This is a genomic window from Streptomyces sp. NPDC006339 (genome assembly GCF_040612775.1).
Taxonomy (GTDB): domain Bacteria; phylum Actinomycetota; class Actinomycetes; order Streptomycetales; family Streptomycetaceae; genus Streptomyces.
In genome coordinates this window covers 37,862-61,765 of record NZ_JBEXQW010000026.1, presented here as the reverse complement: position 1 = coordinate 61,765, position 23,904 = coordinate 37,862, and the positions used below count along the sequence as shown (strand labels likewise).

The following is a 23,904-nucleotide window of genomic DNA, read 5'->3' as shown; positions in this document are numbered from 1 at the left end:
CCGCGGAAGGGTCCCGTCACCGCACCGGTGACGGGGCCCTTCCGCGTAACCGAGGGTCAGACGGCGGCCTTGCCGCGTGCGAACGTGCGGGCGGTCTCGGCGACGCGGCGCCCGAGGTGCTCGGCGGTGGCGATGTCGGCCTTGTGGACGGCCTCGGGGCCCAGGTCGCTGGGCGTCTGCGCGCCGGCGCCGGAGAAGAAGCCGAGCCGGTTGATGTCGTTCTCGGAGCCCGCGCTGTGGTTCCAGCCCGGCTTCAGGCCGAGGTTCACCCAGGTCATGCCGTGCTGGCCGGCCAGGGTCTGGAAGAACTGGAGGGTGTGCAGCTTGTCGCCGCTCTTGGAGCCGGAGTTCGTGAAGCCGGCGGCCAGCTTGTCGAGCCAGGCGTCGGCGAACCAGCGCTTCGAGGTGGCCTCGGCGAACTGGTGGAAGGCGCCGGACGCGGTGCCCATGTAGGTCGGCGAGCCGAAGACGATCGCGTCCGAGGCGTCGAGGAGCTCCCACTGGGCGTCGGTGATCTCGTCGACCTTGATCAGGTGGACGGTGGCGCCCGCGTCGGCGGCCCCGTCCCGGACGGCCTCGGCCAGGACGGCGGTGTGGCCGTAGCCGGAGTGGTACGCGATGGAGACGACGGGCGTGGTCATGGAAGGACTCCTCGGCGGTGCGATGAATCGGCAGGGGGAACGTCCAGAAGTAGAGCACTAACTTTTAGAAAGTGCAACCTGTTGGTTAGCGCTACCCCGTGCGCAGCGCTGTCCGGGAGTATGGTGGAGGGCATGACCGACGACCTCGCCTACAACGTGTTCGCCAAGGCATGTCCCTCGCGCGGCACGCTGGAACACGTGACCGGCCGGTGGGGCAGCCTCACCCTGGGCGCGCTCCACGAAGGCTCGTTCCGCTTCAACGAGCTGCGGCGCAGGGTCGACGGCGTGAGCGAGAAGATGCTGTCGCAGACGCTGCACGCGCTGGAGCGCGACGGCCTCGTGCACCGCGAGGCCCAGCCCACCAATCCCCCGCGCGTGGACTACCGGCTCACGCCGCTGGGCGAGGAGGTCGCCGAGCGGCTTCTCGGCCTGATCCACCTGGTCGAGGGCCGCATGGACCAGGTCCTCGCGGCCCGGGAGGCGTACGACGCCGCCCGCGAGGCGGACGCGGAGCGCGCCGCGCCCGTGGCGCCGTGAGCACTCCTCGGCCCGCTCCCCCCACCGCCGCCCGTCAGACCGGCAGCGCCACTCCTCCGGCGGTGGCGCGCGGCGGGCGCTGGCAGCGCGGGCAGAAGTAGCTGGAGCGGTTCATCCAGGGGCGCCGGCGCATCGGCGTGCCGCAGCGGCGGCAGGGCTCGCCCTCCCGCCCGTAGGCGTCGAGCGAGCGGTCGAAGTACCCCGACTCGCCGTTCACGTTGACGTACAGGGAGTCGAAGCTGGTGCCGCCGGCCGCCAGCGCCGCGTTCATCACGTCCCGCACGTGCCCGAGCAGCTCGGCCGAGCGCGGCCGGGGCAGCGCGGCCGTCGGCCGGTCGTAGTGCAGCCGCGCCCGCCACAGCGCCTCGTCGGCGTAGATGTTGCCGACGCCGCTGATCAGCGACTGGTCGAGCAGCGCCCGCTTGATCGTCGTACGGCGCAGGCGCAGCGCGGCCTGGAAGGCGGCGTCGTCGAAGGCCGGGTCGAGCGGGTCGCGGGCGATGTGCGCGATGACGTCCGGGAGCCCGTCGGTGCTCTCCGGCGCCGTGTCGTGCAGGGAGAGCCCGCCGAAGGTCCGCTGGTCCACGAAGCGCAGCTCGGTGCCCGCGGCGTCACCGAAGCGGATCCGGATCCGCAGGTGCTTCTCGTCGGCCGCGCCCTCGGGCTGCACGAGGAGCTGGCCGCTCATGCCGAGGTGGCCGAGCACGGAGGCGCCGGCGTCGGCCAGCGGCAGCCACAGGTACTTGCCGCGCCGCCGCGCCACCCCGAACCGCTGCCCCTTGAGCCGGGCGGCGAAGTCCGCCGCGCCCTCGGGGTGACGGCGCACGGCCCGCGGGTGCAGGACCTCGACCTCGGCGACGGTCCGCCCCGCGACCCATCGCTCGAGACCGCGTCGTACGACCTCGACCTCGGGCAGCTCGGGCACGTGACTCCTCCGGCGGCTTCTCTGGGCGGATGACGCCCGGGACGGATGATGCTCGCAGCCTACCTCCGCCCGCCGCGCCCCGGACATGACGGTGCCCCCGTCCCTGGAGAGGGCGGGGGCACCGGGAAGCGAAGGGTCAGGCCGTGGCCTGGTCCTTGGCGGAAGAGGGGTCGGCGACCTCTTCCCCGTCACCCGCGACGGCGTTCTCGACCGCGTTCTCGACGGCGGCCTGGGCCGCCGCCGCCACGCGCTCGTCCGCGGCCGCGCGAATCGCGCGCCACGCGGATTCCGCCGCCTGCTGCTCCGCTTCCTTCTTGCTGCGGCCGGTGCCGGTGCCGTACGAGACACCACCGACGCGGGCGGCAGCAGTGAAGATCTTCTCGTGGTCCGGACCCTCCTCGCTGACGAGGTACTCCGGAACGCCCAGACCCTCGGCCGCGGTCAGCTCCTGGAGACTGGTCTTCCAGTCCAGGCCCGCACCGAGGTTCGAGGACTTCTCGATCAGCGGGTCGAAGAGCCGGTGCACCAGCTCGGACGCCGCGTCGAGGCCCTGGTCGAGATAGACCGCGCCGATCACCGCTTCGAGGGTGTCGGCGAGGATGGACGCCTTGTCCCGGCCGCCCGTGCCTTCCTCGCCCCGGCCGAGCCGGATGAAGGAGCCGAGGTCGAGGCCGCGCCCCACCTCCGCCAGCGCACGCGAGTTGACCACCGCGGCCCGCAGCTTGGCCAGTTGGCCTTCGGGCAGGTCGGGGTGGGTGCGGTACAGCGTGTCCGTGACCACCAGGCCGAGCACGGAGTCCCCGAGGAACTCCAGCCGCTCGTTGGTGGGCAGACCGCCGTTCTCGTACGCGAAGGAACGATGGGTGAGCGCACGCACCAGAAGGGCGGACTCGAGCTGATACCCGAGCCGCCCTTCCAGAAGCGTGTGGGACGAGGCTGAACTGACGTGGTCAGACATCGTGCCTCTCACCAGCCCCTCAGACCGAGAGGACCTGGCGCTTGTTGTAGGTGCCGCAGCTCGGGCACGCGATGTGCTGCAGCTTCGGCTCCTGGCAACGCTCACACGAAACCAGGGTGGGGACCGCAGCCTTCCACTGCGACCGGCGGTGGCGCGTGTTGCTGCGCGACATCTTCCGCTTCGGAACAGCCACGGCTACTTCTCCTGCTTCTCGTCGACACCGGATGCGGCATCGCTCATGTTGTCCTTCTCGTCGGTTCCCAGCGAACCGGCGAGTCCCTGCAGTGCCGCCCAACGTGCGTCGACGGCGTCATGGTGGTGGTCCGGGTCGTCGTTCAGGTTGGCTCCGCACTCGGAGCACAGACCCGCACAGTCCTCCCGGCACACCGGCTGCATCGGCAGTGCGAGCACCACCGCATCACGCAGCACGGGCTCGAGGTCGAACATGCCGTCCTCGAGGGGGATCATGTCCTCGTCGTCCTCGGCTTCGTCGTCCGCGGCCGCCTTCGAGCGGCCCCGGTCGTCGGAGTCGGGGTACGAGAACATCTCCTGGAAGTCCGCGTCGACATCAAGCTCGACGGGCTCCAGACACCTTACGCACTCCCCCTCGGCCGATGCACGGGCGGTGCCTGTGACAAGCACCCCTTCCATGACCGACTCGAGACGGAGCTCGATCTCCACCGGAGCGCCCTCGGGCACCGCGACGACCCCGGCGATGCCGAGGTCGACCGGGGCGTCGACCGTGCGGGAGATCCGCTGCATGGCACCAGGACGCCGCCCCAGCTCGTGCGTGTCGAACACGAGGGGGTTGCGATGGTCGAGGCGCGTGCTCAGGGCTCTTCCTGCTTTCGGATCGTTCACGAGGTGGAGGGCCGCCCTGACGTGGGCAGCACTGATCGCGGACATAGCGCGACCGAACAGCCAGGATACTGGACGCTTCGCTCACAGCCCAATCCGGTCACCCGTGACCCTGCTCGTAACGGCGAAGCTGCTCCAGGTCGATCATGCTCGTGTCGAAGAAGCTGGTCTCGTCGAGCGAGGCGGCCTGGGGCTGCGCGTGCGGGTGGGGCTGCTGGGGCTGGTGCTGCGGCTGCTCGTAGCCGTACTGCTGCTGGTAGGCGTAGGGGTCGGCCTGCGGCTGCTGGTACGCGTAGGGGTCCTGGACCGGCTGCTGGTAGCCGTACGGGTCCTGGGCGGGCTGCTGGTAGCCGTACGGGTCGGGCTGGTGCTGCGGCTGCGGCGGGACGGCCTGCTGCTGCGCCGGGATCGACACGGGCTCGGGGTCGGCCAGCTCCGCGAGGCCGGCCAGGTAGTCGGCGTCGCTGGTGTGCCGGGCGCCCGGGCCGGCCGCGTCCTGGGCGGCCATGTGCTCGCCGAGGGCGTCGCTGGCGATCCGGCCGTGCAGCTTCTGGCGGCCGCGGCCGACCGCCTCCAGGGTCTTGCTCAGCACGGCCTCGAAGGCGCCCAGCTTGGTGTCGACGTAGGCGTCGGCCCGCTGGATCAGGGTCTGGGGGTCCGCGCTGTACTCGGGGGCGTCCTCGTCGGCGTAGCCGTCGGCGTCGAGGCCCGGGCCGCGGCCGAGGAGCTTCTCGCGGCCGCGGTCGACGGAGGCGATGGTCTTGTTGAGGACGACCTCGAAGTTCGCGAGCTTGGAGTCGACGTAGTCGTCGGCCTCGGCGCGGATCTCCTCCGCCTCCCGGCGGGCCTCGGCGAGGATGCGGTCGGCCTCGTCCTGCGACTGGCGGGCGACCTGGGTGTCGGAGATGAGCGAGCCGCGCTCGGCGTGGGCGGCCTCGATGATCCGCTCGGCCTCCCGGCGGGCCTGCTCGACCATCTGCTCGCGCCCGCCGAGGAGCTCCTGGGCCTGGGCGAGCGAGCCGGGCAGGGCCTCGCGGACCTCTTCGAGCAGGGCGAGCAGCTCGGCCCGGTTGACCACACAGGACGCCGACATGGGCATGGAGCGGGCGTTCTGGACCGTCGCGACGATCTCGTCGAGCTTCTTCTGCACGTCCACCGGTGCTCGCCACTCTCTACTGCTGGTTGGAGACGGACGGGACGACTGTAAGGCCAGTCGGGCCCTGCCCGGGACCTGGTGACGAAGCGTCAGCGGCGGTGGCCGGGGGTCACCGCTCGCGCAGGCGTTCGGTGAGCCGGGAGAGGACCGCGGGCGGCACCAGGTGGGAGACGTCGCCGCCCCAGGCCGCGACCTCCTTGACCAGCGAGGACGACAGGAAGCTGTAGGTCGGGTTGGTCGGCACGAACAGGGTCTCGACGCCCGAGAGCCCGTTGTTCATCTGGGCCATCTGGAGCTCGTAGTCGAAGTCGCTGACCGCCCGCAGCCCCTTGACGATGGCGGGGATGTCGCGCTGCTTGCAGAAGTCCACGAGCAGGCCGTGGAAGGACTCCACCTCGACGTTGCCGAAGTCGGCGGTGACCTCGCGGATCAGCTCGATCCGCTCCTCGACGGAGAAGAGGCCCTTCTTCGACTGGTTGATCATCACCGCGACGTGCACGACGTCGTACAGCTTGGAGGCGCGGGCGATGATGTCGAGGTGTCCATTGGTGATGGGGTCGAATGACCCCGGACAGACGGCGCGGCGCAACTTGGGTCCCTCGCTCTCCGGTCCGGTCATCGTGCGTCTTCGCACGTAGAGGCGGCGCGACCGTACCAAAACGTTCCCTCGCCGTAGCGACGGGACCGCAGCGGTGTGAAGCCGTCCGGCCAGTGGAATGCGCCGCCTCGGGTGCTGCGCTCCACGGTGACGAGGGCATCCTCGCCGATCCAGCCCCCCGCGCGCAGTGTGAGGAGGATCTCGCGAAGATCGTCGTCGGAGACGGCGTACGGCGGGTCCAGGAAGACCAGGTCGTACGGCTCGGCCGGAGCCGGTCCGGTGACGATCTGCTCCGCCTTGCCGGTGCGCAGCTCGGCGCCGGGCAGGCCGAGCGAGCGGATGTTCTCGCGCACGGTCCGCGCGGCGCGGGGGTCGGCCTCGACGAGCAGGGCGTGGGAGGCGCCGCGGGACAGCGCCTCCAGGCCGACCGCGCCGGAGCCCGCGTAGAGGTCGGCGACGCGCGCGCCGGCCAGGCCGTGGAACGACTCCCAGGTGGAGAAGAGTCCCTCCCGCGCCCGGTCGGAGGTGGGGCGGGTGCCGTTGCCCGGCGGTACGGCGAGTCGGCGTCCGCCGGCGCTGCCGGCGATCACGCGGGTCATCTGTGTCCTCGTTCTCCGTCAGCGAGTGCCTGAGCAATAGCTTAGGGCGGCTCGTACTCCCGTGCGTCAGCCCTTCTCCAGGAACTCCTCGCGGTCCTTGTCGAGGAGCGCGTCGAGGGCGGTGCGCAGCTCCGGGTGGGCGGTGAGGTCGGGGTCGGCGAGGACGAGGGCGGTGGCCTCCTCGCGGGCGGCGGTGATGACCTCCTCGTCCTCGATGACGGCGAGCATCCGCAGCGAGGAGCGGACGCCGGACTGGGCCTGGCCGAGGACGTCGCCCTCACGGCGCTGTTCGAGGTCGATGCGGGAGAGCTCGAAGCCGTCGAGGGTGGAGGCGACGGCGCCGAGGCGCTGGCGGGCGGGGCTCGCCTCGGGCATCTCGGTGACGAGCAGGCAGAGGCCGGCGGCGGAGCCCCGGCCGACGCGGCCGCGGAGCTGGTGGAGCTGGGAGACGCCGAAGCGGTCGGCGTCCATGATCACCATGGCGGTGGCGTTGGGCACGTTGACGCCGACCTCGATGACGGTGGTGGCGACGAGCACGTCGGCCTCGCCGGCGGCGAAGCGACGCATGACGGCGTCCTTGTCGTCGGGGTGCATGCGGCCGTGCAGCACCTCGACGCGGAGCCCGGCGAGCGGCCCGGCGCGCAGGTGCTCGGCGACGTCGAGGACGGCGAGCGGCGGCCGCTTCTCGGCCTCGTCCTCGGGCGACGCCTTGCGCTTGGCGCTCTGCTTCCCGTCCTCCTCGTCGCCGATCCGCGGGCAGACCACGTACGCCTGGTGCCCGGACTCCACCTCCTCGCGGACCCGCTCCCAGGCGCGGGCGAGGAAGTGCGGCTTGTCGGCGGCGGGCACGACATGGCTGGCGATCGGGGAGCGGCCGGCGGGCAACTGGTCGAGGACCGAGGTCTCCAGGTCGCCGAAGACGGTCATGGCGACCGTACGGGGAATGGGCGTCGCGGTCATGACGAGCAGGTGCGGCGGTTGCCTGCCCTTGCCGCGCAGGGCGTCGCGCTGCTCCACGCCGAAGCGGTGCTGCTCGTCGACGACGACCAGACCGAGGTCGTGGAACTGCACCTTGTCCTCGATCAGGGCGTGGGTGCCGATGACGATGCCGGCCTCGCCGGTGACCAGGTCGAGCAGGGCCTGGCGGCGGGCGGCGGTGCCCATGGAGCCGGTGAGCAGGACGACCTTGGTGGCGTGCTCGGCGCCGCCGAGCATGCCGCCCTCGGCGAGCTCGCCCATCATCTCGGTGACCGACCGGTGGTGCTGCTGGGCGAGGACCTCGGTGGGCGCGAGCATCGCGGCCTGCCCGCCGGCGTCGACGACGGCGAGCATGGCGCGCAGGGCGACCATGGTCTTGCCGGAGCCGACCTCGCCCTGGAGGAGGCGGTGCATGGGGTGCTCGGTGGCGAGGTCGTCGAAGATCTCCTGGGAGACCTTCCGCTGGCCCTCGGTGAGGGTGAAGGGGAGCTTGGCGTCGAAGGCGGTGAGCAGGCCGTCGGCGGCGGGGCGGCGGGCGACGGCGGGGAGCTGGGTGTCGGCGTACCGGCGGCGGGCGAGGGCGACCTGGAGGACGAATGCCTCGTCCCACTTGAGGCGGTCGCGGGCGTCGGCGATGTCGGCCTTGGTGCGGGGCCGGTGGATCTTGGTGAGGGCGTCGGGCAGGTCGGTCAGGCCGCGGCCCTCGCGCAGGGCGGGCGGCAGGGGGTCGACAAGCCCCTCCCAGTTGGTGGCCGCCATGGAGTCGAGGGCGATGGCGACGGACTGCTCGATGGTCCAGGACTCGATCTGTTTGCAGGCCGGGTAGATCGGCAGCAGTTCGCTCGCGAAGGCTTTGACGGTCTCGGTGCCGCTGTCGGCGTCGAGGAGCTTGTACTCGGGGTGGGCGAGCTGGAGCCTGCGGTTGAAGACGCCGACCTTGCCGGCGAACATGGCGCGGCGGCCGGGGAGCAGTTCCTTCTGGTGGAAGTGGACGGTGCGGCCGAAGAAGACGAGCTGCATCCGGCCGCTGCCGTCGGTGATGGTGACCTCCAGGCGCTGTCCCTTGCCGCGGCCGCCCTTGTTGAAGGTGTGCACGCGCGCGTCGGCGACCTGGGCGACGACGGTGACGTGCTCGTCGAGGGGCAGGTCGGCGAGCGCGGTGAGCTCACCGCGCTCCGCGTACCGCCGGGGGTAGTGGTGGAGCAGGTCGCCGACCGTGTGCAGGTCCATGTGCTCGGCCATCACCTTGGCGGTGGCGGCGCCGAGCAGCTTCTTCAGGGGTTCGTCGAGCGCGGGCACGGGTCCATTGCACACCACGGCGCCGACAGTCGTCCCGCAGGCAGGGCTACTCGACCCCGATGAGCAGCGGCGGGGCGCCGTCGCCCGCGTGGTAGACGGTCGTGTCGACGGCCAAGTGCGTGGCGCGGACGTGTTGTTCGAGGGTGGGGGCGAGGTCGGCGGGGGTGTCGGAGGCGACGATGAGGGTGACGAGTTCGCCGCCGGCGGAGAGCATGCGGTCGAGGACCGTGCGGGCGGTGGCGGTGAGGTCCTGGCCGATGACGGCGACGTCGCCCTCGATGAGGCCGAGGACGTCGCCGGCCTGGCAGACGCCCGCGGAGGTGAAGGACTGGCGTTCGGCGACGGCGAGTTCGGCGTAGCGGGTGGCGCCGGCCGCGGCGGTCATGGCGACGACGTCCTCGTCGAAGCGGCGGGCGGGTTCGTGGACGGCGAGGGCGGCGATGCCCTGGACGGCGGCGCGCGTCGGGATGAGGGCGACCCGGATGCCCTCGGCCCTGACCTGCTCGGCCGCCGCGGCGGCGACCCGGCGCAGTTCGGTGTCGTTGGGCAGCAGGACGACCTCGTGGGCGTGGGCGCGGCGGATCGCCTCCGCGAGGTCGGTGCCGGTCGGGGGCTCGCCGGGGCGGGCGAGCAGCGTGGTGGCCCCGGCCTCGGCGCACAGTCCGGCGAGGCCCTCTCCGGGGACGACGGCGACGACCGCGCGTCCGGCGGGCTCGGGCAGGTCGAAGTGGGTGATGCGGATGCGGTACGGGCGTCCCGCCTCGACGCCCGCCTCGACGGCGGCGCCGGCGTCGTCGACGTGGACGTGGACGTTCCAGAGCCCGTCGCCGCCGACGACGACGAGGGACTCCCCCAGGCCGTCGAGGCGGCCCCGGAGCCGGTCGACGGCGGCGTCGTCGGCCTCCAGGAGGTAGATCACCTCGTACGCGGGGCCGGCGGCCGGCCCGGCGGCGCCGTCCCGTTCGCAGTCGCCGTCGCCGTCGCGGTCGCAGTCGGCGGTGAGGACGGGCCGGTGGCGCGCGGCCGGTGCGGGGCGCGCGGGCGCCTCGCCGGACAGGGCCTCCACGAGCGCGCCGAGCACGGTCACCAGACCGCGCCCGCCGGCGTCCACGACCCCCGCGCGTTCGAGCACGGCCAGTTGTCCGGGGGTGGCGTCCAGGGCCTCGCGCGCCCCCTCGTAGGCCGCTGTGGCCACCGCCACGAGGTCCCGGCCTCCCGCGCAGGCGGCCGCGGCGGCGTCGGCGACGGTGAGGAGGGTGCCCTCGACGGGGTGGGCGACGGCGCGGCGGGCCGCTTCGGCGGCGCTCGCGAAGGCGCGGGCGAGGTGATTCCCGTCACCGCCGCCGGAGAGGACCCCGGCCATGCCGCGCAGCAACTGGGAGAGGATGGTCCCGGAGTTGCCGCAGGCGCCGAGGAGGGCGCCTCGCGCCATGGCGCGTATGGCCTCGGCGACGTCGGGGGTGCGGGCGGGGGCGGTGGCCGTGCCGGCCGTCGGGGCGGCGGCCGTGAAGGTCTCCTCCACGGCCCGGGCCGCCGATTCCACCGTCAGGTACAGATTGGTGCCGGTGTCGCCGTCCGCGACGGGGTAGACGTTGATGGCGTCGATCGCCTCGCGCTCCCTGCCGAGCGCCTCCAGTGCCCCTGCGCACCAGGATCGGACCGCCTCGGCGTCGAGGGTCTGCGGTGCTCGCGGCAACGGGTGGTCCTCCTGTGCTCTGCGGTGGGCTCACCGCAGGGTAGACCCGGATCCGCCCGGGGCCCGGGGCGGGGGCCGTGCGGATCGTGGTAGTTTCGTTCCACGGAAGCAGTCGTTGTATGCTGCTTCGGTTGCCCGGCACCTGTCGGGCCATTCCCCCGGCAAACCACTTCAGATCCCTGATCCGATCCGGTGCGCCGGATTTCACTGTAAATCTGAAGTCTTTGGAGTGACCCGTGGCTGCCAACTGCGACGTCTGCGGCAAGGGGCCGGGCTTCGGCAACAACATTTCGCACTCGCACCGCCGTACGTCTCGTCGCTGGAACCCGAACATCCAGCGCGTGCGTGCCGTGGTCGGTCGGACGCCGAAGCGGCTCAACGTCTGCACCTCGTGCATCAAGGCCGGCAAGGTCTCGCGCTAACCGCGACGTTTTGTCGTAGCGCAGCCCTGCGGTTGCCTTGAAAGGCCGGTTCACCTCGGTGAACCGGCCTTTTGCCATGCCCGGGGACGGGCCGGTGCCGCGTCAGCCCCGGAAGGACCAGCCGTGGTCGACCGGGCCGATGCCCGCGCCCAGGGCGAAACCGGCGGCGATGGCCCCCGTCACGTACTCCTTGGCCTGTCGTACGGCCTCCGGCACCTCCAGGCCCTGCGCGAGGCCCGAGGCGATGGCCGAGGCGAGGGTGCAGCCCGTGCCGTGGGTGTGCCGGTTGTCGTGGCGCGGGGCGCGGAGCCAGTGCTCCTCGGTGCCGTCGGTGAGCAGGTCCACGGCCTCGTGCCCGGTGGGCAGGTGCCCGCCCTTGACCAGCACCCAGGCCGGCCCGTACGACAGGACCGCCTCGGCGGCCACCCTCATGTCGCTCTCGTACACGACGTGCACCCCGGTGAGCTGCGTCACCTCGTCCAGGTTGGGCGTGGCGACGGTGGCGGCGGGCAGCAGTTTCGTCCGTACGGAGTCGAGCGCGGAGGCGGCGAGGAGCGGGTCGCCGTGCTTGGAGACGCCGACCGGGTCCACGACGACGGGCACGCCGGGGGTTGCGGCGAGCAGGCCGGCGACGGTCTCGACGAGCGGGGCGGTGGCGAGCATGCCGGTCTTGACGGCCTGGACCCCGATGTCGTCCACGACCGCCCGGTACTGGGCCCGTACGGCCTCCTCGGGCAGCTCCCAGACGCCCTGGACGCCCCGGGAGTTCTGGGCGGTGACGGCGGTGAGCACGCTCATGCCGTGGACGCCGAGGGCGAGCATGGTCTTGAGGTCGGCCTGGATGCCGGCGCCGCCGCCGGAGTCGGATCCGGCGACGGTCAGCACCCGGGGCGGCACGGCGGCGGCGGTCACTCGGTCTCCCCGAAGTGGTCCCAGCCGCCCGTGCTGTGCCAGGGCGCGCCGTCGACGGTGACCTGGGGCAGCGCGGAGGGGTTGAGGACCTCGCCGATGACCTTCCAGCGGGCGGGGAGCTTCACGTCCGGCGGGAAGGTGGCGACGATCGCGTGGTCCTCTCCCCCGGTCAGGACCCACTGGAGCGGGTCGACGCCGACGGCCTGGCCGATGTCGTTCATCTGGGTCGGGATGTCGATGAGGCCGGAGCGCAGGTCGATGCGGACCTTGCTGGCCTCGGCGATGTGCCCGAGGTCGGCGATGAGGCCGTCGCTGACGTCGCACATGGCGGTGGCGCCGAGCCCGGCGGCCGCCGGGCCCGCGTGGTACGGCGGCTCGGGGCGGCGGTGGGCCTCGACGAAGGCGCGCGGGGAACGGAAGCCGCGGGACAGCACCGCGTAGCCGGCGGCGGACCAGCCGAGCCAGCCGGTGTAGGCGACGACGTCGCCGGGCTGGGCGCCGCCGCGGGTGACCGGGTCGTGGTTGCGCAGGTCGCCGAGGGCGGTGATGGAGACCGTGATGGTGTCGCCGCGGACCACGTCGCCGCCGACCACGGCGGCACCGGCGACCTGGCATTCGTCGCGCAGCCCGTCCATGAGTTCGGTGGGCCAGGTGACGGGGAGCTCGGCCGGGACGACGAGGCCGAGCAGGAGCGCGGTGGGGACGGCGCCCATGGCGGCGATGTCGGCGAGGTTCTGGGCCGCGGCCTTGCGGCCGACGTCGTAGGCCGTCGACCAGTCGCGGCGGAAGTGGCGTCCTTCGAGCAGGATGTCCGTGCTGGCCACCACCCGCCGGTCGGGCGCGGAGACGACCGCGGCGTCGTCGCCGGGGCCGATCCGCACCGCGGGGGTGGAGGTGAGCCGGGAGGTGAGCTCCCTGATGAGCCCGAACTCGCCCAGCTCTCCGACTGTGCCCTTCACCGCGATTCACCTCGTGTCGTCGTGCCGGCCGCCGCGCCGCTCCGCTGCTCCTCGCCGTGCGGGTCGCGGGCCGTCACCGTGCCGGATACCGTCAAGTAGACCGTCAACTTCTCATCTGTGTACGCCACACCCCGGGCGCCTCCGAACTCGGAGGTCTCCCCGCGGCCCGCGGCGACGCGGTACCGTGGCGTCTCTTTCTCCCACAAGATCCTCGTGGCCGCCCTGGAGGTTCCGTGGTACAGGCGTACATCCTTATTCAGACCGAGGTGGGCAAGGCGTCGACCGTCGCCGAGACCATCGCCAAGATCCCGGGGGTGATCCAGGCGGAGGACGTGACGGGTCCGTACGACGTCATCGTGCGTGCCGAGGCCGACACCGTGGACGCGCTGGGCCGCATGGTGGTCGCCAAGGTCCAGCAAGTGGACGGCATCACGCGCACCCTCACCTGCCCGGTCGTGCATATCTAGCCCCCGTCTACCCTTGGCCGGTGATGTCTTCCCACCGGCCTTTCGGCCTGCCCGCTTCCGCCGCCTCGGTCGTGCTGCTGCTGGCCGTCGCGGGCTGTTCCACTCCGGACACGAAGGCGTCGGTCCCGGTTCCCCGCCCGCCGGCGGCCGAGGCCGCCATCTGCCGTGCCCTCGCGAAGGAGCTGCCCGGCACCGTGGCGGGTCTGGAGCGGACCGGCACCGAGCCGGAGTCCGAACTGACCGCCGCGTGGGGGGATGCCGCGATCGTACTGCGCTGCGGGGTCCCGCGGCCCGAAAAGATGAGCGATCCGCAGGCGCTGGGCGTCGTCGCGAACGGCGTGCGCTGGCTCCTGGAGCAGCGGGAGGGCGACGGCCCGCGCTTCACCACGACGTACCGCAAGACGTACGTCGAGGTGTCGCTGGACGAGCGGTACGCGCACGACATGGGCCCGCTCACGGATCTCGCCGCCCCCGTGCGGCGGGCCGTCCCCTGCGCCCTGGAACCCGAGTGCGGCTAGGGAGAGTCCCGGAGCCGCCCTCCGGCCGGACGGACCGGGCCTAGCGCAGGCCGGTGGAGCGGCGCAGCGCGGCCTGGATGAGCCGGTCGACGAGCTCCGGGTAGGCGACGCCGCTCTCCTGCCACATGCGCGGGTACATGGAGATGGGGGTGAAGCCGGGCATCGTGTTGACCTCGTTGATGACGAAGTCGCCGTCCTCGGTGAGGAAGAAGTCGGCGCGCACCAGGCCCTCGCAGGAGATGGCCTCGTAGGCGGCGACGGCGAGGCGCTGGACCTCGGCGGTGGCCTCGTCGCCGATCGGCGCGGGCACGATGCCGGAGGCAGAGTCGATGTACTTGGCCTCGAAGTCGTAGAAGTCGTGGTCGGTGACCGGCGGGATCTCGGCGGGCACGCTGGCGCGCGGGCCGTCCTCGAACTCCAGGACGCCGCACTCGATCTCGCGGCCGCGGACCAGCGCCTCGACGACGACCTTCGGGTCGTGGCGGCGGGCCTCCTCGACGGCCTCGTCGAGGCCGGAGAGGTCGTCGACCTTGGTGATGCCCACGGAGGAGCCGCCGCGGGCCGGCTTCACGAAGAGCGGCCAGCCGTGGTCGGCGGCGAACTCCACGATCTTCTTGCGGGCCGCGGCCGGGTTCTGCTCCCACTCGCGCGGGCGGACCACGGTGTACGGGCCGACGGGCAGGCCGAAGGAGACGAAGACCCGCTTCATGTACTCCTTGTCCTGGCCGACGGCGGAGGCGAGGACACCCGCGCCGACGTAGGGGACGCCGGAGAGCTCCAGGAGGCCCTGGAGGGTGCCGTCCTCGCCGTAGGGGCCGTGCAGGACCGGGAAGACGACGTCGACCTCGCCGAGGGCCTTCGGCACGGAGCCGGGCTCGGTGTGGACGACCTCGCGGCTGGCCGGGTCGACGGAGAGGACCACGCCGCCGCTCTCGGACTCGGCGAGGTCGGCGACGTTCGGCAGGGTGCGGTCGGCGATGGCCATCCGCTCCGGCGCGTCGGCGGTCAGCGCCCAGCGCCCGTCGGTGGTGATGCCGATGGGCAGCACGTCGTACTTGTCCCGGTCGATGGCGCCGAGGACGGCGCCGGCGGTGACGACGGAGATGGCGTGCTCGGAGCTGCGTCCGCCGAAGACGACGGCCACGCGCGGCTTGCGGGGGCTCTGGGTGTTCTCGCTCATATCGCGATGAGGGTACCTTGCGGCGTCCGAACTGCTGAGCGCACCGCGCGTGCCGCGCGCGTCCGGCTCAGCCACGGATCGCCTGCGGACACCGGCGGATCACCGGCGTTCCGCCTTGGCGCTGCGCGACATCAGCTCCTTGAGCGCGACGATCGGCGGCTTGCCCTCGTGGACGATCGAGACGACGGTCTCGGTGATGGGCATGTCGACGCCGTGGCGGCGGGCCAGATCGAGCACGGACTCGCAGGACTTGACGCCCTCGGCGGTCTGCTTGGTGACCGCGATGGTCTCCTCCAGGCTCATGCCGCGGCCCAGATTGGTGCCGAAGGTGTGGTTCCGGGAGAGCGGCGAGGAGCAGGTGGCGACCAGGTCGCCGAGGCCGGCCAGGCCGGAGAAGGTGAGCGGGTCGGCGCCCATCGCGAGGCCGAGGCGGGTCGTCTCGGCGAGGCCGCGGGTGATGAGCGTGGCCTTGGAGTTGTCGCCGAGCCCCATGCCGTCGGCGATGCCGACGGCCAGGCCGATGACGTTCTTGACCGCTCCGCCGAGCTCGCAGCCGACGACGTCGGTGTTGGTGTACGGGCGGAAGTACGGGGTCATGCAGGCGGCCTGGAGGCGCTGGGCGACGGTCTCGTCGGCGCAGGCGACGACGGCGGCGGCGGGCTGCCGGGCGGCGATCTCCTTGGCCAGGTTGGGGCCGGTGAGGACGGCGACCCGGTCGGCGGGGACGTCGGCGACCTCCTGGATGACCTCGCTCATCCGCTTGGCGCTGCCGAGTTCGATGCCCTTCATCAGGGAGACGAGCACGGTGCCGGGGGCGAGGTCGGGCGCCCAGTCCGCGAGGTTGGCGCGCAGGGTCTGGGAGGGCACGACGAGGACGGTGAAGTCGGCGTCGCGGGCGGCCTCGGCCGGGTCGGCGGTGGCCGTGATGCCCTTGGGGAGTTCGACGCCGGGGAGGTAGTCGGGGTTGACGCCGGTGGTGTTGATGGCCTCGGCGAGTTCGGCGCGGCGGCCCCAGAGGCTCACCTCGCAGCCCGCGTCGGCGAGCACCATGGCGAAGGCGGTGCCCCAGGATCCGTTGCCGAAGACGGCTGCCTTGGTCACTTCGCGCCCTCTCCGGTCGTGCCGTGCTGTGCGGCCCTGCTCTGCATGGCCTTGCGGCGCTGTTCAAGCCGGGCCTTGCGGTGGTCGTAGGGCTCGGCGGGGGCCTTCTCGCCGCGGATCTCCTCCAGGAGCCGGGTGATGGCGGCCATGATCTCCTCGGTGGCGGCGCGCAGCACCTCGGGCGTCGGCTCGAGGTCGTGGAAGCGGGAGAGGTCGACCGGCGGTCCGGCCTGCACGATCAGCGTCTTGCGCGGCCAGAGGCGGAGCTTGTTCTCCTTGGCGTACGGCGGCATGGCGAGGTTGGCGCCCCACTGGGCGACCGGGATGACGGGCGCCTTGGTGAGCAGGGCGACGCGGGCGGCGCCGGTCTTGCCGGCCATGGGCCACATGTCGGGGTCGCGGGTGAGGGTGCCCTCGGGGTAGAAGGCGACGCACTCGCCGCGCTCGATGGCGTCGACGGCGGACCGGAAGGCGTCGAGGGCGTCCGTGGTCTCGCGGTAGACGGGGATCTGACCGGTGTTGCGGAGCATGGTGCCGACGAAGCCGCTCTTGAAGAGCCCCGCCTTGGCCAGGAAGCGGGGGACTCGCCCGGTGTTGTACTGGTAGTGCGCGTACGACAGCGGGTCCAGGTACGAGTTGTGGTTGACCGCGGTGATGAAGCCGCCCTCGGCCGGGATGTGCTCCGTTCCGCGCCAGTCCCGCTTGAACAGCACCACCAGTGGGGGTTTGGCGATGACCGCCGCCAGGCGGTACCAGAAGCCGATTCTGCGGCGGGACACTCGGACACCTTTCTCCGGACTGGTTCGCAGGGGCAAGTGTCGCCCTCTGCTCCTGGCCTGTCGAGGACACCGTACGCCCCGGGACTCGGGCGGTTCGCGCGGGCGGGACAGAATGGTGCGCGATGACGACCTACGCCGATGTGAACGCCGCCGGGACCGCGGACGACGCCTGGTCCCTGGTGGTGCCCCTGAAGCCGTTGGCACGGGCGAAGAGCAGGCTGGGCCCGGCGGTGGGCGGGCCGCTGCGGGGGCGTCTGGCGCTGGCCTTCGCCGAGGACACCGTGGCGGCGGCGCTGGCCGTCCCGGGGGTGCGGGATGTGGTGGTGGTCACGGACGATCCGGTCGCCGGCGCGGCCCTGTCGGCCCTGGGGGCGCGGATCGTGCCCGACGTTCCGGGCGCGGGGCTCAACGCGGCGCTCGCGCACGGGGCCCGTGCGGTGCGGGCGGTGCGGCCGTCGGCGCGGGTGGCGGCGCTGAACGCGGACCTTCCGGCGCTGCGGCCCGCGGAGCTGGGGCGGGTCCTCGCGGTGGCGGGGCAATTCGGCCGGGCATTTCTCGCGGATGCCGCCGAAATAGGTACGACATTCCTCTCGGCGGCGGCGGGGGTGGAATTGGAACCGGCTTTCGGAGGGGCTTCGCGGCGCCGGCATTTGTCCTCGGGGGCGGTGGAAATCCGGCTGGCGGGGGTGGATTCCGTGCGCCGGGACGTGGACACCGGCGAGGACCTGGCGGCCGCCGTGGCGCTGGGCCTGGGGCCGCGGACGGCGGCCCGCTGGGTGCCCGCGGCCGGATAGGCTGCGGCCCATGCAGGCGACCGCGTACACGTACGATCCCGAGACCCGCAGCGGCAGTGTGCTGCTCGACGACGGCACCCCGGTGGAGTTCGGGGCCGACGCCTTCGAGGCGGGCGGCCTGCTGCGCCTGCGTCCGGGGCAGCGGGTGCGGATCGAGACGGAGGGCGCCGGCGGGTCGCTGCGGATCACGCTGGTGACGCTGCAGACCTTCTGACCGGGCCCCTCCGGAACGCGCCGCGGGCCGGGCTCCCCCGAGGGGGAGCCCGGCCCGGCGTGTGAGCAGCCGCCGCCGTTACTTGTTGGCGGCGGTCTTCTTCGCGGTGGTCTTGCGCGCCGTCGTCTTCTTGGCGGGCGCCTTCTTCGCGGTGGCCTTCTTCGCCGGCGCGGTCTTCTTGGCGGCGGCCTTCTTGGTCGCGGCCGTGGTGGTCTTCTTGGCCGGGGTCGCCTTCTTGGTGGCGGCGGCGCCGGTCTTCTTCGCGGCCGGGGTGCTCTTCTTGGCGGCGGTGGTGGTCTTCTTCGCGGCCGTGGTGGTCTTCTTGGCGGCGGCCGTCGTCTTCTTCGCCGGGGTCGCCTTCTTGGCGGCGGCCTTCTTGGCGGTGGTGGCCTTCTTGGCCGCGGCCTTCTTCACGGTCGCGGAGGCGCCACCGCTGAGGCTGCCCTTGGGCGCCTTCTTGACGGAGACCTCGCCTCCCTTGGGGAGCTTCTTCGAGCCGCTGACCAGGTCCTTGAAGCCCTGCCCCGCACGGAAGCGCGGAACCGAGGTCTTCTTGACCCGCACCCGCTCACCCGTCTGCGGGTTGCGGGCGTAGCGGGCGGGACGGTCGACCTTCTCGAACGAGCCGAAGCCGGTGACCGAGACCCGGTCCCCGCCGACCACGGCACGCACGATGGCGTCGAGCACGTGGTCGACGGCGTCGGCGGCCTGCTGGCGACCGCCCATCTTGTCGGCAATCGCTTCTACGAGCTGCGCCTTGTTCACGTCTTCCCCTTCGGAGACATTGCCGGAACGAAAGTGTTCAAGCTTTTTCGCACGTTAGGCATGTATATACCGCAAATCAAACACGAAACGGGCTAATCACCCTAGTGCCGCAACGCGGAAGTCCCGTTGCGGAGTTCCTGGTGTCAGTCGTCTTCAGGGAATCGGCCCTCGTCGAGGTCCTTCATCAACCGGTCCAGACGCGTGGCCGCGTCCGCGAGATCGTGCTTCGCCGCGGCCGTGACGACCAGCAGCTTCCGGGACAGCGCCATCCTTACGCCCTCCGGGACTTGCAGTTCGCGCACCCTTGTGTGCGCTTCCTTCAATCGGGCGGCGACTGCCTTGTAGAGCTCGAGTTGGCTGTCGCGTTCCATGCACAGATTGTGCCATCTAGGGCGAGTTGTCGCCCGACGGGGTCTCAACAAGCGACTGCGCCCCCCACCGGACGGTGGGGGGCGCAGTACTGGAAAAGCGCTGCTCAGGCCGTAATTGTACGGGGCTTGAAGGCCGGCCTCGCGGCCTCGTAGGCGGCGATGTCCGCTTCGTTCTGAAGGGTGAGGCTGATGTCGTCCAGACCGTTCAGGAGCCGCCAGCGGGCGTTCTCGTCGAGCTCGAAGTCGGCGTCGATCCCGGGGGCGAGGACCTTGCGGGCCTCCAGGTCGACGGTGACCTCGGCGGTCGGGTCGGCCTCGGTCACCTCCCAGAGGGCGTCGACGGTCTCCTGCGGCAGGACCACGGTCAGCAGGCCGTTCTTCAGCGAGTTGCCGCGGAAGATGTCGGCGAAGCGGGAGGAGATGACCGTCTTGAAGCCGTAGTTCTGCAGCGCCCAGACGGCGTGCTCACGGGAGGAGCCGGTGCCGAAGTCGGGGCCGGCGACCAGGACCGTGGCGCCCTGCCGCTCGGGGCGGTTGAGGACGAACTCGGGGTCCTTGCGCCATGCCTCGAACAGGCCGTCCTCGAAGCCGTCGCGGGTGACCTTCTTGAGCCAGTGCGCCGGGATGATCTGGTCGGTGTCGACGTTGCTGCGGCGCAGCGGGACGGCGCGGCCGGTGTGGGTGGTGAAGGCTTCCATGGTTCTCAGACCCCCGCGGTGGTGGCGACGTCGGACAGATCGGCCGGGGAGGCCAGGTGGCCCAGGACGGCGGTGGCGGCGGCGACCTGGGGGGAGACCAGGTGGGTGCGGCCGCCCTTGCCCTGCCGGCCCTCGAAGTTGCGGTTGGAGGTGGAGGCGGAACGCTCGCCGGGAGCCAGTTGGTCGGGGTTCATGCCCAGACACATCGAGCAGCCCGCGTGCCGCCATTCGGCGCCGGCCTCCTTGAAGACCTTGTCCAGGCCCTCCTCGACGGCCTGCAGGGCCACCCGGACGGAGCCGGGGACGACCAGCATGCGCACGCCGTCGGCGACCTTGCGGCCCCGCAGAAGGGAGGCCGCGTTGCGCAGGTCCTCGATGCGGCCGTTGGTGCAGGAGCCTACGAAGACGGTGTCGACCTTGATGTCGCGCAGCGGCTGCCCGGCGGTCAACCCCATGTACTCCAGGGCCTTTTCGGCGGCGAGGCGCTCCGAAGCGTCTTCGTACGAAGCCGGGTCGGGGACGTTCGCCGAAAGCGGGGCGCCCTGCCCGGGGTTGGTGCCCCAGGTGACGAACGGGGCCAGCTCGGCGGCGTCGATGACGACCTCGGCGTCGAAGACGGCGTCCTCGTCCGTCCGCAGCGTCTTCCAGTACGCGACGGCGGCGTCCCAGTCCTCGCCCTCGGGGGCGTGGGCCCGGCCCTTGAGGTAGGCGAAGGTGGTCTCGTCGGGGGCGATCATGCCCGCGCGGGCGCCGGCCTCGATGGACATGTTGCAGATGGTCATCCGGGCCTCCATCGAGAGCTTCTCGATGGCGGAGCCGCGGTACTCCAGGACGTAGCCCTGGCCGCCGCCGGTGCCGATCTTCGCGATGATCGCCAGGATCAGGTCCTTGGCGGTGACGTCCTCGGGCAGCTCGCCGTCCACGGTGATCGCCATGGTCTTCGGGCGGGCCATCGGCAGGGTCTGGGTGGCCAGGACGTGCTCGACCTGGCTGGTGCCGATGCCGAACGCCAGCGCGCCGAAGGCGCCGTGCGTGGAGGTGTGCGAGTCGCCGCAGACCACGGTGGTGCCGGGCTGGGTCAGACCGAGCTGGGGGCCCACGACGTGGACGACGCCCTGCTCGACGTCGCCCAGCGGGTGCAGCCGGACGCCGAACTCGGCACAGTTCTTGCGCAGGGTCTCGAGCTGCGCGCGGGAGACCGGGTCGGCGATCGGCTTGTCGATGTCGAGGGTCGGGGTGTTGTGGTCCTCGGTGGCGATGGTGAGGTCGAGGCGCCGTACCTGGCGGCCGTTCTGGCGGAGGCCGTCGAACGCCTGCGGGCTGGTCACCTCGTGCAGCAGGTGCAGATCGATGAAGAGGAGGTCGGGCTCGCCCTCGGCGCGCCGGACGACGTGGTCGTCCCAGACCTTCTCCGCGAGTGTCCTACCCATCGCTTTCCCTCCGGCCGACGTCTACGCCGGCACAACTAGAGACCCGTTTCGCGGGCCGTTGTGCGGCCGCCTCACCAGAGTCACAGGTTCCCGGGAAAATTGAACTTGCGTTTCACAGAGTGAGACGTGAATATCGTTGCATGGACAACTCTAGCGGCGTAGGCGTTCTCGACAAGGCAGCCCTTGTCCTGAGCGCCCTGGAGTCCGGTCCGGCCACCCTCGCAGGTCTGGTCGCGGCGACGGGACTCGCACGACCCACGGCACACCGTCTGGCCGTGGCTTTGGAACACCACCGGATGGTGGCCCGCGACATGCAGGGCCGGTTCATCCTCGGACCGCGGCTCGCGGAGCTCGCCGCCGCGGCCGGCGAGGACCGTCTGCTGGCGACCGCCGGGCCGGTGCTGACGCATCTGCGCGATGTGACCGGCGAGAGCGCGCAGCTCTACCGGCGCCAGGGCGACATGCGGATCTGCGTGGCGGCGGCCGAGCGGCTGTCCGGACTCCGGGACACCGTCCCGGTCGGCTCCACGCTGACCATGAAGGCCGGCTCGTCGGCGCAGATCCTCATGGCCTGGGAGGAGCCCGAGCGGCTGCACCGCGGCCTTCAGGGCGCCCGCTTCACGGCGACGGCCCTGTCGGGCGTACGGCGCCGCGGCTGGGCCCAGTCGATCGGCGAGCGGGAGCCCGGCGTGGCGTCCGTCTCCGCGCCCGTACGCGGCCCCTCGAACCGCGTGGTGGCCGCCGTGTCGGTCTCGGGCCCGATCGAGCGCCTGACCCGCCACCCGGGCCGGATGCACGCCCAGGCGGTCATCGACGCGGCCGCGCGCCTGACCGAGGCCCTGCGCCGCAACGGCTGATCCTTCTCCCTCTTCACCTGTACGTTCCCGGCCCACCGCTCCAACGCCGCAGCGGTGGGCCGGAGTTGTGTCCGCGACGACACGGCGGACCGGAACAGCGAAGAAGCCCTCCCCCGAAGGGAAGGGCTTCTCCGTGTGGTACCCCCGACCGGATTCGAACCGGCGCTACCGCCTTGAGAGGGCGGCGTGCTAGGCCGCTACACAACGGGGGCAAGATCAGAAAGCGATCCGCTGGCCTACCTGGACTCGAACCAAGACTAACTGAACCAGAATCAGTCGTGCTGCCAATTACACCATAGGCCACTGGTGGTTTAGACCAGTTGGTACCCCCGACCGGATTCGAACCGGCGCTACCGCCTTGAGAGGGCGGCGTGCTAGGCCGCTACACAACGGGGGCCCTAGCGATCCTGCATCGGGTTCACCGGGTGCGACCCTGGTGATCCCGCGGGAAGGATCTGTACCCCCGACCGGATTCGAACCGGCGCTACTGCCTTGAGAGGGCAGCGTGCTAGGCCGCTACACAACGGGGGCTTTGTGGATCATTATCCACGGTTTGCAGATGAGCTCTGCGAGCTGGCCTACCTGGACTCGAACCAAGACTAACTGAACCAGAATCAGTCGTGCTGCCAATTACACCATAGGCCACCGGGGCGTGATCCCTCCGAAGGGGGATCTTGCTCTGGCTTGCGCTTTCGGGGCTTTCCGGCCTTTCGGCCCGCTCCCCTCGGCGCAGGAAGAACATTACCCGAAGGTGTCCGGTGCTCCAAAACGGGTATCCCCGCGCAGCACTCCGGGGAGCTGGTGGAGGCCGGTGATCCTGGTCAGCCCCGGTCTGCCGCCCGTGTCGGCGCGATCCAGCCAGACCCCGAGGAGGCCCGCCCGGACGGCGCCCAGGGCGTCGATCTCCGGCTGGTCGCCCACGTACGCCACCTGCTCCGGCGGCAGCCCCAGGGCGTCACAGGCCGCGTGGAAGGCCGCGGCGGCCGGCTTGGCCACGCCGAGCTCGGCGGCGCACACGACGGCCTCGAACCGGTCCCGTACGCCCAGCACGCGCAGCTTGCGGTCCTGGTTGCGGATGCTGGAGTTCGACAGCACCCCGTGGCGGTACTCGCCGGCGAGCACGTCGAGGGCCGGCAGGGTGTCCGGGAAGAGCTCCCAGGCGGCCTCGTAGTGGACCACGTACCGGTCGAACCAGTCGTCGGCCTCGACGGCGGTGAGCTCCGCCCTGCCGAGGAAGTCCCGGACCCGGTTCCGCCGCTGGTCCAGGAAGTCGCCGCCCTCGGCCTCGAAGCGCCGCCAGTGCAGCTCCGTGAGCTCCTTCCAGCGCAGCAGGGCCTCCTCCACGGAGGCGTAGCCCCCGAGCAGCCCCTCGGCGGCGAGGTGGGCCCGCATGCCGGCGCGGTCGGCGCTCGCGTAGTCGAAGATCGTGTCGTCGATGTCCCAGAGCACCGCGCGGATGGCCATGGAACGACCGTACCGCCGTGGGCGTCCGGGCGGTCAGGGTTTCCCGATGTCGACGGCCCATACGCCGGTGCCGTCGTACGCCTCGGGCACGGCCGTCAGGACCTGCCCCTCGACGGCCCCGGAGGCGGCCGCGTAGACGGCGTGCGCGTGCCGCCAGTCCACGCCGGCCGAGACGGCCTGCTCGACGGCGGCGGTGGCGGCGAAGTCGAGCGGCGGGAACTCGAGGCCGGGGAGCGCCCCGGCGTGCGCGGCGATCCCGGGCAGCTCCAGGCTCGCCGCCAACAGGCAGAGCGCCGGGACGTGGGCGCGCCGCGCGGGGTCGTCCACCTCGACGACGACGATCGAGGAGAGCAGCCGGTGCCCTCGCCCGAGCGCCACCATGGCGGTGTGGTCCAGGACGATCACCGGCGGCTCCCGACGCGCCGTTCGACGATGGCCTGCCGCCAGGCCCGCCCCTCCCGCAGCAGGTCGTCGTCGAGCTCCGCCCCGAACCGCTCGCGGACGTAGGCGATCGCCTTCGCGGTCCGCTCGGCGCGTTCGGCCTCGGTGGGGATGGCGGCGACCATCCGCTCGACGTAGGCGCGGGTGCTCAGGCCGCGCTCCTCCGCCAGCGTGCGCAGGCGGTCTCTTGTCTCGTCGCTGATCTTCAGTGTGGTGTCGGCCATACAGCGAGAATACCGATGAATACCGGCGCGCGGGGGCCTCCGCGGAACAACGCCCCGGGGGCG

At 71.8% G+C, this 23,904-nt stretch carries 29 protein-coding genes and 5 tRNA genes; 7 read left to right on the top strand and 27 right to left on the bottom strand.

Annotated elements, in window-relative coordinates; translation table 11 throughout:
* Positions 1-56 precede the first annotated feature (56 nt).
* Positions 57-641 carry a flavodoxin family protein gene (locus tag ABZ135_RS21815; RefSeq protein ID WP_356697876.1) on the bottom strand — a complete coding sequence of 195 codons (585 nt, stop codon included), beginning with the start codon at positions 639-641 and terminating at the stop codon, positions 57-59.
* Between the two features lie 132 nt (positions 642-773).
* On the opposite strand from ABZ135_RS21815, the gene ABZ135_RS21810 reads away from it, so the two are divergent.
* Complete coding sequence (locus ABZ135_RS21810) at positions 774-1,178, top strand: helix-turn-helix domain-containing protein (RefSeq protein WP_356697875.1); 405 nt, start codon at positions 774-776, stop codon at positions 1,176-1,178.
* A gap of 34 nt (positions 1,179-1,212) precedes the next feature.
* Here ABZ135_RS21810 and mutM read toward each other — a convergent pair whose 3' ends face one another.
* The 9 genes from mutM to ABZ135_RS21765 all read right to left on the bottom strand — a co-directional run bounded on the left by mutM (position 1,213) and on the right by ABZ135_RS21765 (position 10,245).
* Complete coding sequence (gene mutM / locus ABZ135_RS21805) at positions 1,213-2,103, bottom strand: bifunctional DNA-formamidopyrimidine glycosylase/DNA-(apurinic or apyrimidinic site) lyase (RefSeq protein ID WP_356697874.1); 891 nt, start codon at positions 2,101-2,103, stop codon at positions 1,213-1,215.
* A gap of 136 nt (positions 2,104-2,239) precedes the next feature.
* Positions 2,240-3,061 carry a ribonuclease III gene (gene rnc / locus ABZ135_RS21800; RefSeq protein ID WP_356697873.1) on the bottom strand — a complete coding sequence of 274 codons (822 nt, stop codon included), beginning with the start codon at positions 3,059-3,061 and terminating at the stop codon, positions 2,240-2,242.
* A gap of 19 nt (positions 3,062-3,080) precedes the next feature.
* A complete protein-coding gene (gene rpmF, locus ABZ135_RS21795) occupies positions 3,081-3,254 on the bottom strand; it encodes a 50S ribosomal protein L32 (RefSeq protein ID WP_015036448.1) in 174 nt (57 codons plus the stop codon).
* 2 nt (positions 3,255-3,256) lie between these two features.
* Entirely contained in the window at positions 3,257-3,862 is a 606-nt protein-coding gene (locus tag ABZ135_RS21790; RefSeq protein ID WP_356697872.1) for a DUF177 domain-containing protein, read from the bottom strand.
* Between the two features lie 157 nt (positions 3,863-4,019).
* Complete coding sequence (locus tag ABZ135_RS21785) at positions 4,020-5,075, bottom strand: ATP synthase F0 subunit B (protein ID WP_356697871.1); 1,056 nt, start codon at positions 5,073-5,075, stop codon at positions 4,020-4,022.
* A gap of 109 nt (positions 5,076-5,184) precedes the next feature.
* Positions 5,185-5,664: a pantetheine-phosphate adenylyltransferase gene (coaD, locus tag ABZ135_RS21780; protein ID WP_356697940.1), complete on the bottom strand. Its 480-nt coding sequence runs from the start codon at positions 5,662-5,664 to the stop codon at positions 5,185-5,187.
* 26 nt (positions 5,665-5,690) lie between these two features.
* Entirely contained in the window at positions 5,691-6,272 is a 582-nt protein-coding gene (rsmD, locus tag ABZ135_RS21775) for a 16S rRNA (guanine(966)-N(2))-methyltransferase RsmD (RefSeq protein ID WP_356697870.1), read from the bottom strand.
* Between the two features lie 66 nt (positions 6,273-6,338).
* Positions 6,339-8,492 carry an ATP-dependent DNA helicase RecG gene (gene recG / locus ABZ135_RS21770; RefSeq protein WP_356697939.1) on the bottom strand — a complete coding sequence of 718 codons (2,154 nt, stop codon included), beginning with the start codon at positions 8,490-8,492 and terminating at the stop codon, positions 6,339-6,341.
* 103 nt (positions 8,493-8,595) lie between these two features.
* Positions 8,596-10,245 carry a DAK2 domain-containing protein gene (locus ABZ135_RS21765; protein WP_356697869.1) on the bottom strand — a complete coding sequence of 550 codons (1,650 nt, stop codon included), beginning with the start codon at positions 10,243-10,245 and terminating at the stop codon, positions 8,596-8,598.
* 236 nt (positions 10,246-10,481) lie between these two features.
* On the opposite strand from ABZ135_RS21765, the gene rpmB reads away from it, so the two are divergent.
* Positions 10,482-10,667 (top strand): 50S ribosomal protein L28, encoded by a 186-nt coding sequence (gene rpmB / locus ABZ135_RS21760; protein WP_003957616.1) that lies wholly within the window; start codon positions 10,482-10,484, stop codon positions 10,665-10,667.
* A gap of 102 nt (positions 10,668-10,769) precedes the next feature.
* Here rpmB and thiD read toward each other — a convergent pair whose 3' ends face one another.
* Positions 10,770-11,579, bottom strand: coding sequence for a bifunctional hydroxymethylpyrimidine kinase/phosphomethylpyrimidine kinase (gene thiD / locus ABZ135_RS21755; protein ID WP_356697868.1), 810 nt, complete (start codon positions 11,577-11,579; stop codon positions 10,770-10,772).
* Positions 11,576-12,538, bottom strand: coding sequence for a thiamine-phosphate kinase (locus ABZ135_RS21750; protein ID WP_356697867.1), 963 nt, complete (start codon positions 12,536-12,538; stop codon positions 11,576-11,578). The genes thiD and ABZ135_RS21750 overlap by 4 nt, the downstream gene beginning before the upstream one ends.
* Before the next feature lie 233 nt (positions 12,539-12,771).
* On the opposite strand from ABZ135_RS21750, the gene ABZ135_RS21745 reads away from it, so the two are divergent.
* Entirely contained in the window at positions 12,772-13,005 is a 234-nt protein-coding gene (locus tag ABZ135_RS21745; RefSeq protein WP_356697866.1) for an Lrp/AsnC ligand binding domain-containing protein, read from the top strand.
* Positions 13,006-13,028: 23 nt separating this feature from the next.
* Positions 13,029-13,523, top strand: a complete 495-nt coding sequence (locus ABZ135_RS21740) for a DUF3515 domain-containing protein (RefSeq protein ID WP_356697938.1) — start codon at positions 13,029-13,031, stop codon at positions 13,521-13,523.
* Positions 13,524-13,563: 40 nt separating this feature from the next.
* On the opposite strand, the gene ABZ135_RS21735 is transcribed toward ABZ135_RS21740, so the two are convergent.
* The 3 genes from ABZ135_RS21735 to ABZ135_RS21725 all read right to left on the bottom strand — a co-directional run bounded on the left by ABZ135_RS21735 (position 13,564) and on the right by ABZ135_RS21725 (position 16,583).
* Positions 13,564-14,703, bottom strand: a complete 1,140-nt coding sequence (locus ABZ135_RS21735) for a D-alanine--D-alanine ligase family protein (RefSeq protein ID WP_356697865.1) — start codon at positions 14,701-14,703, stop codon at positions 13,564-13,566.
* Between the two features lie 99 nt (positions 14,704-14,802).
* Positions 14,803-15,804 carry an NAD(P)H-dependent glycerol-3-phosphate dehydrogenase gene (locus ABZ135_RS21730; protein WP_356697864.1) on the bottom strand — a complete coding sequence of 334 codons (1,002 nt, stop codon included), beginning with the start codon at positions 15,802-15,804 and terminating at the stop codon, positions 14,803-14,805.
* Complete coding sequence (locus tag ABZ135_RS21725) at positions 15,801-16,583, bottom strand: lysophospholipid acyltransferase family protein (RefSeq protein WP_356697863.1); 783 nt, start codon at positions 16,581-16,583, stop codon at positions 15,801-15,803. The genes ABZ135_RS21730 and ABZ135_RS21725 overlap by 4 nt, the downstream gene beginning before the upstream one ends.
* A 122-nt stretch (positions 16,584-16,705) precedes the next feature.
* Between ABZ135_RS21725 and cofC the strand changes: the two genes are divergently transcribed.
* Together cofC and ABZ135_RS21715 are read left to right on the top strand one after the other, a co-directional pair.
* On the top strand, positions 16,706-17,377 hold the full coding sequence (cofC, locus tag ABZ135_RS21720) for a 2-phospho-L-lactate guanylyltransferase (RefSeq protein ID WP_356697862.1): 672 nt from the start codon (positions 16,706-16,708) through the stop codon (positions 17,375-17,377).
* A 10-nt stretch (positions 17,378-17,387) separates the two neighbouring features.
* Complete coding sequence (locus ABZ135_RS21715; RefSeq protein ID WP_356697861.1) at positions 17,388-17,591, top strand: hypothetical protein; 204 nt, start codon at positions 17,388-17,390, stop codon at positions 17,589-17,591.
* 78 nt (positions 17,592-17,669) lie between these two features.
* Here the strand turns inward: ABZ135_RS21715 and ABZ135_RS21710 are convergent, their stop codons facing one another.
* The 4 genes from ABZ135_RS21710 to leuC form a co-directional block, all read right to left on the bottom strand.
* Positions 17,670-18,356, bottom strand: a complete 687-nt coding sequence (locus ABZ135_RS21710) for an HU family DNA-binding protein (protein ID WP_356697860.1) — start codon at positions 18,354-18,356, stop codon at positions 17,670-17,672.
* A 143-nt stretch (positions 18,357-18,499) separates the two neighbouring features.
* Positions 18,500-18,727 carry a hypothetical protein gene (locus tag ABZ135_RS21705; RefSeq protein WP_356697859.1) on the bottom strand — a complete coding sequence of 76 codons (228 nt, stop codon included), beginning with the start codon at positions 18,725-18,727 and terminating at the stop codon, positions 18,500-18,502.
* A 104-nt stretch (positions 18,728-18,831) separates the two neighbouring features.
* A complete protein-coding gene (gene leuD / locus ABZ135_RS21700) occupies positions 18,832-19,425 on the bottom strand; it encodes a 3-isopropylmalate dehydratase small subunit (protein ID WP_356697858.1) in 594 nt (197 codons plus the stop codon).
* 5 nt (positions 19,426-19,430) lie between these two features.
* A complete protein-coding gene (leuC, locus tag ABZ135_RS21695) occupies positions 19,431-20,855 on the bottom strand; it encodes a 3-isopropylmalate dehydratase large subunit (RefSeq protein WP_356697857.1) in 1,425 nt (474 codons plus the stop codon).
* Between the two features lie 140 nt (positions 20,856-20,995).
* On the opposite strand from leuC, the gene ndgR reads away from it, so the two are divergent.
* Complete coding sequence (gene ndgR, locus ABZ135_RS21690; RefSeq protein WP_128977462.1) at positions 20,996-21,712, top strand: IclR family transcriptional regulator NdgR; 717 nt, start codon at positions 20,996-20,998, stop codon at positions 21,710-21,712.
* A gap of 136 nt (positions 21,713-21,848) precedes the next feature.
* Here ndgR and ABZ135_RS21685 read toward each other — a convergent pair.
* The 8 genes from ABZ135_RS21685 to ABZ135_RS21650 all read right to left on the bottom strand — a co-directional run bounded on the left by ABZ135_RS21685 (position 21,849) and on the right by ABZ135_RS21650 (position 23,841).
* Positions 21,849-21,924 (bottom strand) — tRNA-Glu (locus ABZ135_RS21685).
* Between the two features lie 19 nt (positions 21,925-21,943).
* Positions 21,944-22,015, bottom strand: a tRNA-Gln gene (locus ABZ135_RS21680).
* An 18-nt stretch (positions 22,016-22,033) separates the two neighbouring features.
* Positions 22,034-22,109, bottom strand: a tRNA-Glu gene (locus tag ABZ135_RS21675).
* A 61-nt stretch (positions 22,110-22,170) separates the two neighbouring features.
* A tRNA-Glu gene (locus ABZ135_RS21670) sits at positions 22,171-22,243 on the bottom strand.
* A 42-nt stretch (positions 22,244-22,285) separates the two neighbouring features.
* A tRNA-Gln gene (locus ABZ135_RS21665) sits at positions 22,286-22,357 on the bottom strand.
* A gap of 96 nt (positions 22,358-22,453) precedes the next feature.
* Positions 22,454-23,176: an HAD family hydrolase gene (locus ABZ135_RS21660; RefSeq protein ID WP_356697856.1), complete on the bottom strand. Its 723-nt coding sequence runs from the start codon at positions 23,174-23,176 to the stop codon at positions 22,454-22,456.
* A 33-nt stretch (positions 23,177-23,209) separates the two neighbouring features.
* The gene (locus ABZ135_RS21655; RefSeq protein ID WP_356697855.1) at positions 23,210-23,581 is read right to left on the bottom strand and encodes a hypothetical protein; all 372 of its coding nucleotides are present in this window, start codon (positions 23,579-23,581) and stop codon (positions 23,210-23,212) included.
* Positions 23,578-23,841, bottom strand: a complete 264-nt coding sequence (locus tag ABZ135_RS21650; protein WP_356697854.1) for a hypothetical protein — start codon at positions 23,839-23,841, stop codon at positions 23,578-23,580. Before ABZ135_RS21650 ends, ABZ135_RS21655 begins: the two co-directional genes overlap by 4 nt.
* Between the last annotated feature and the right edge of the window lie 63 nt (positions 23,842-23,904).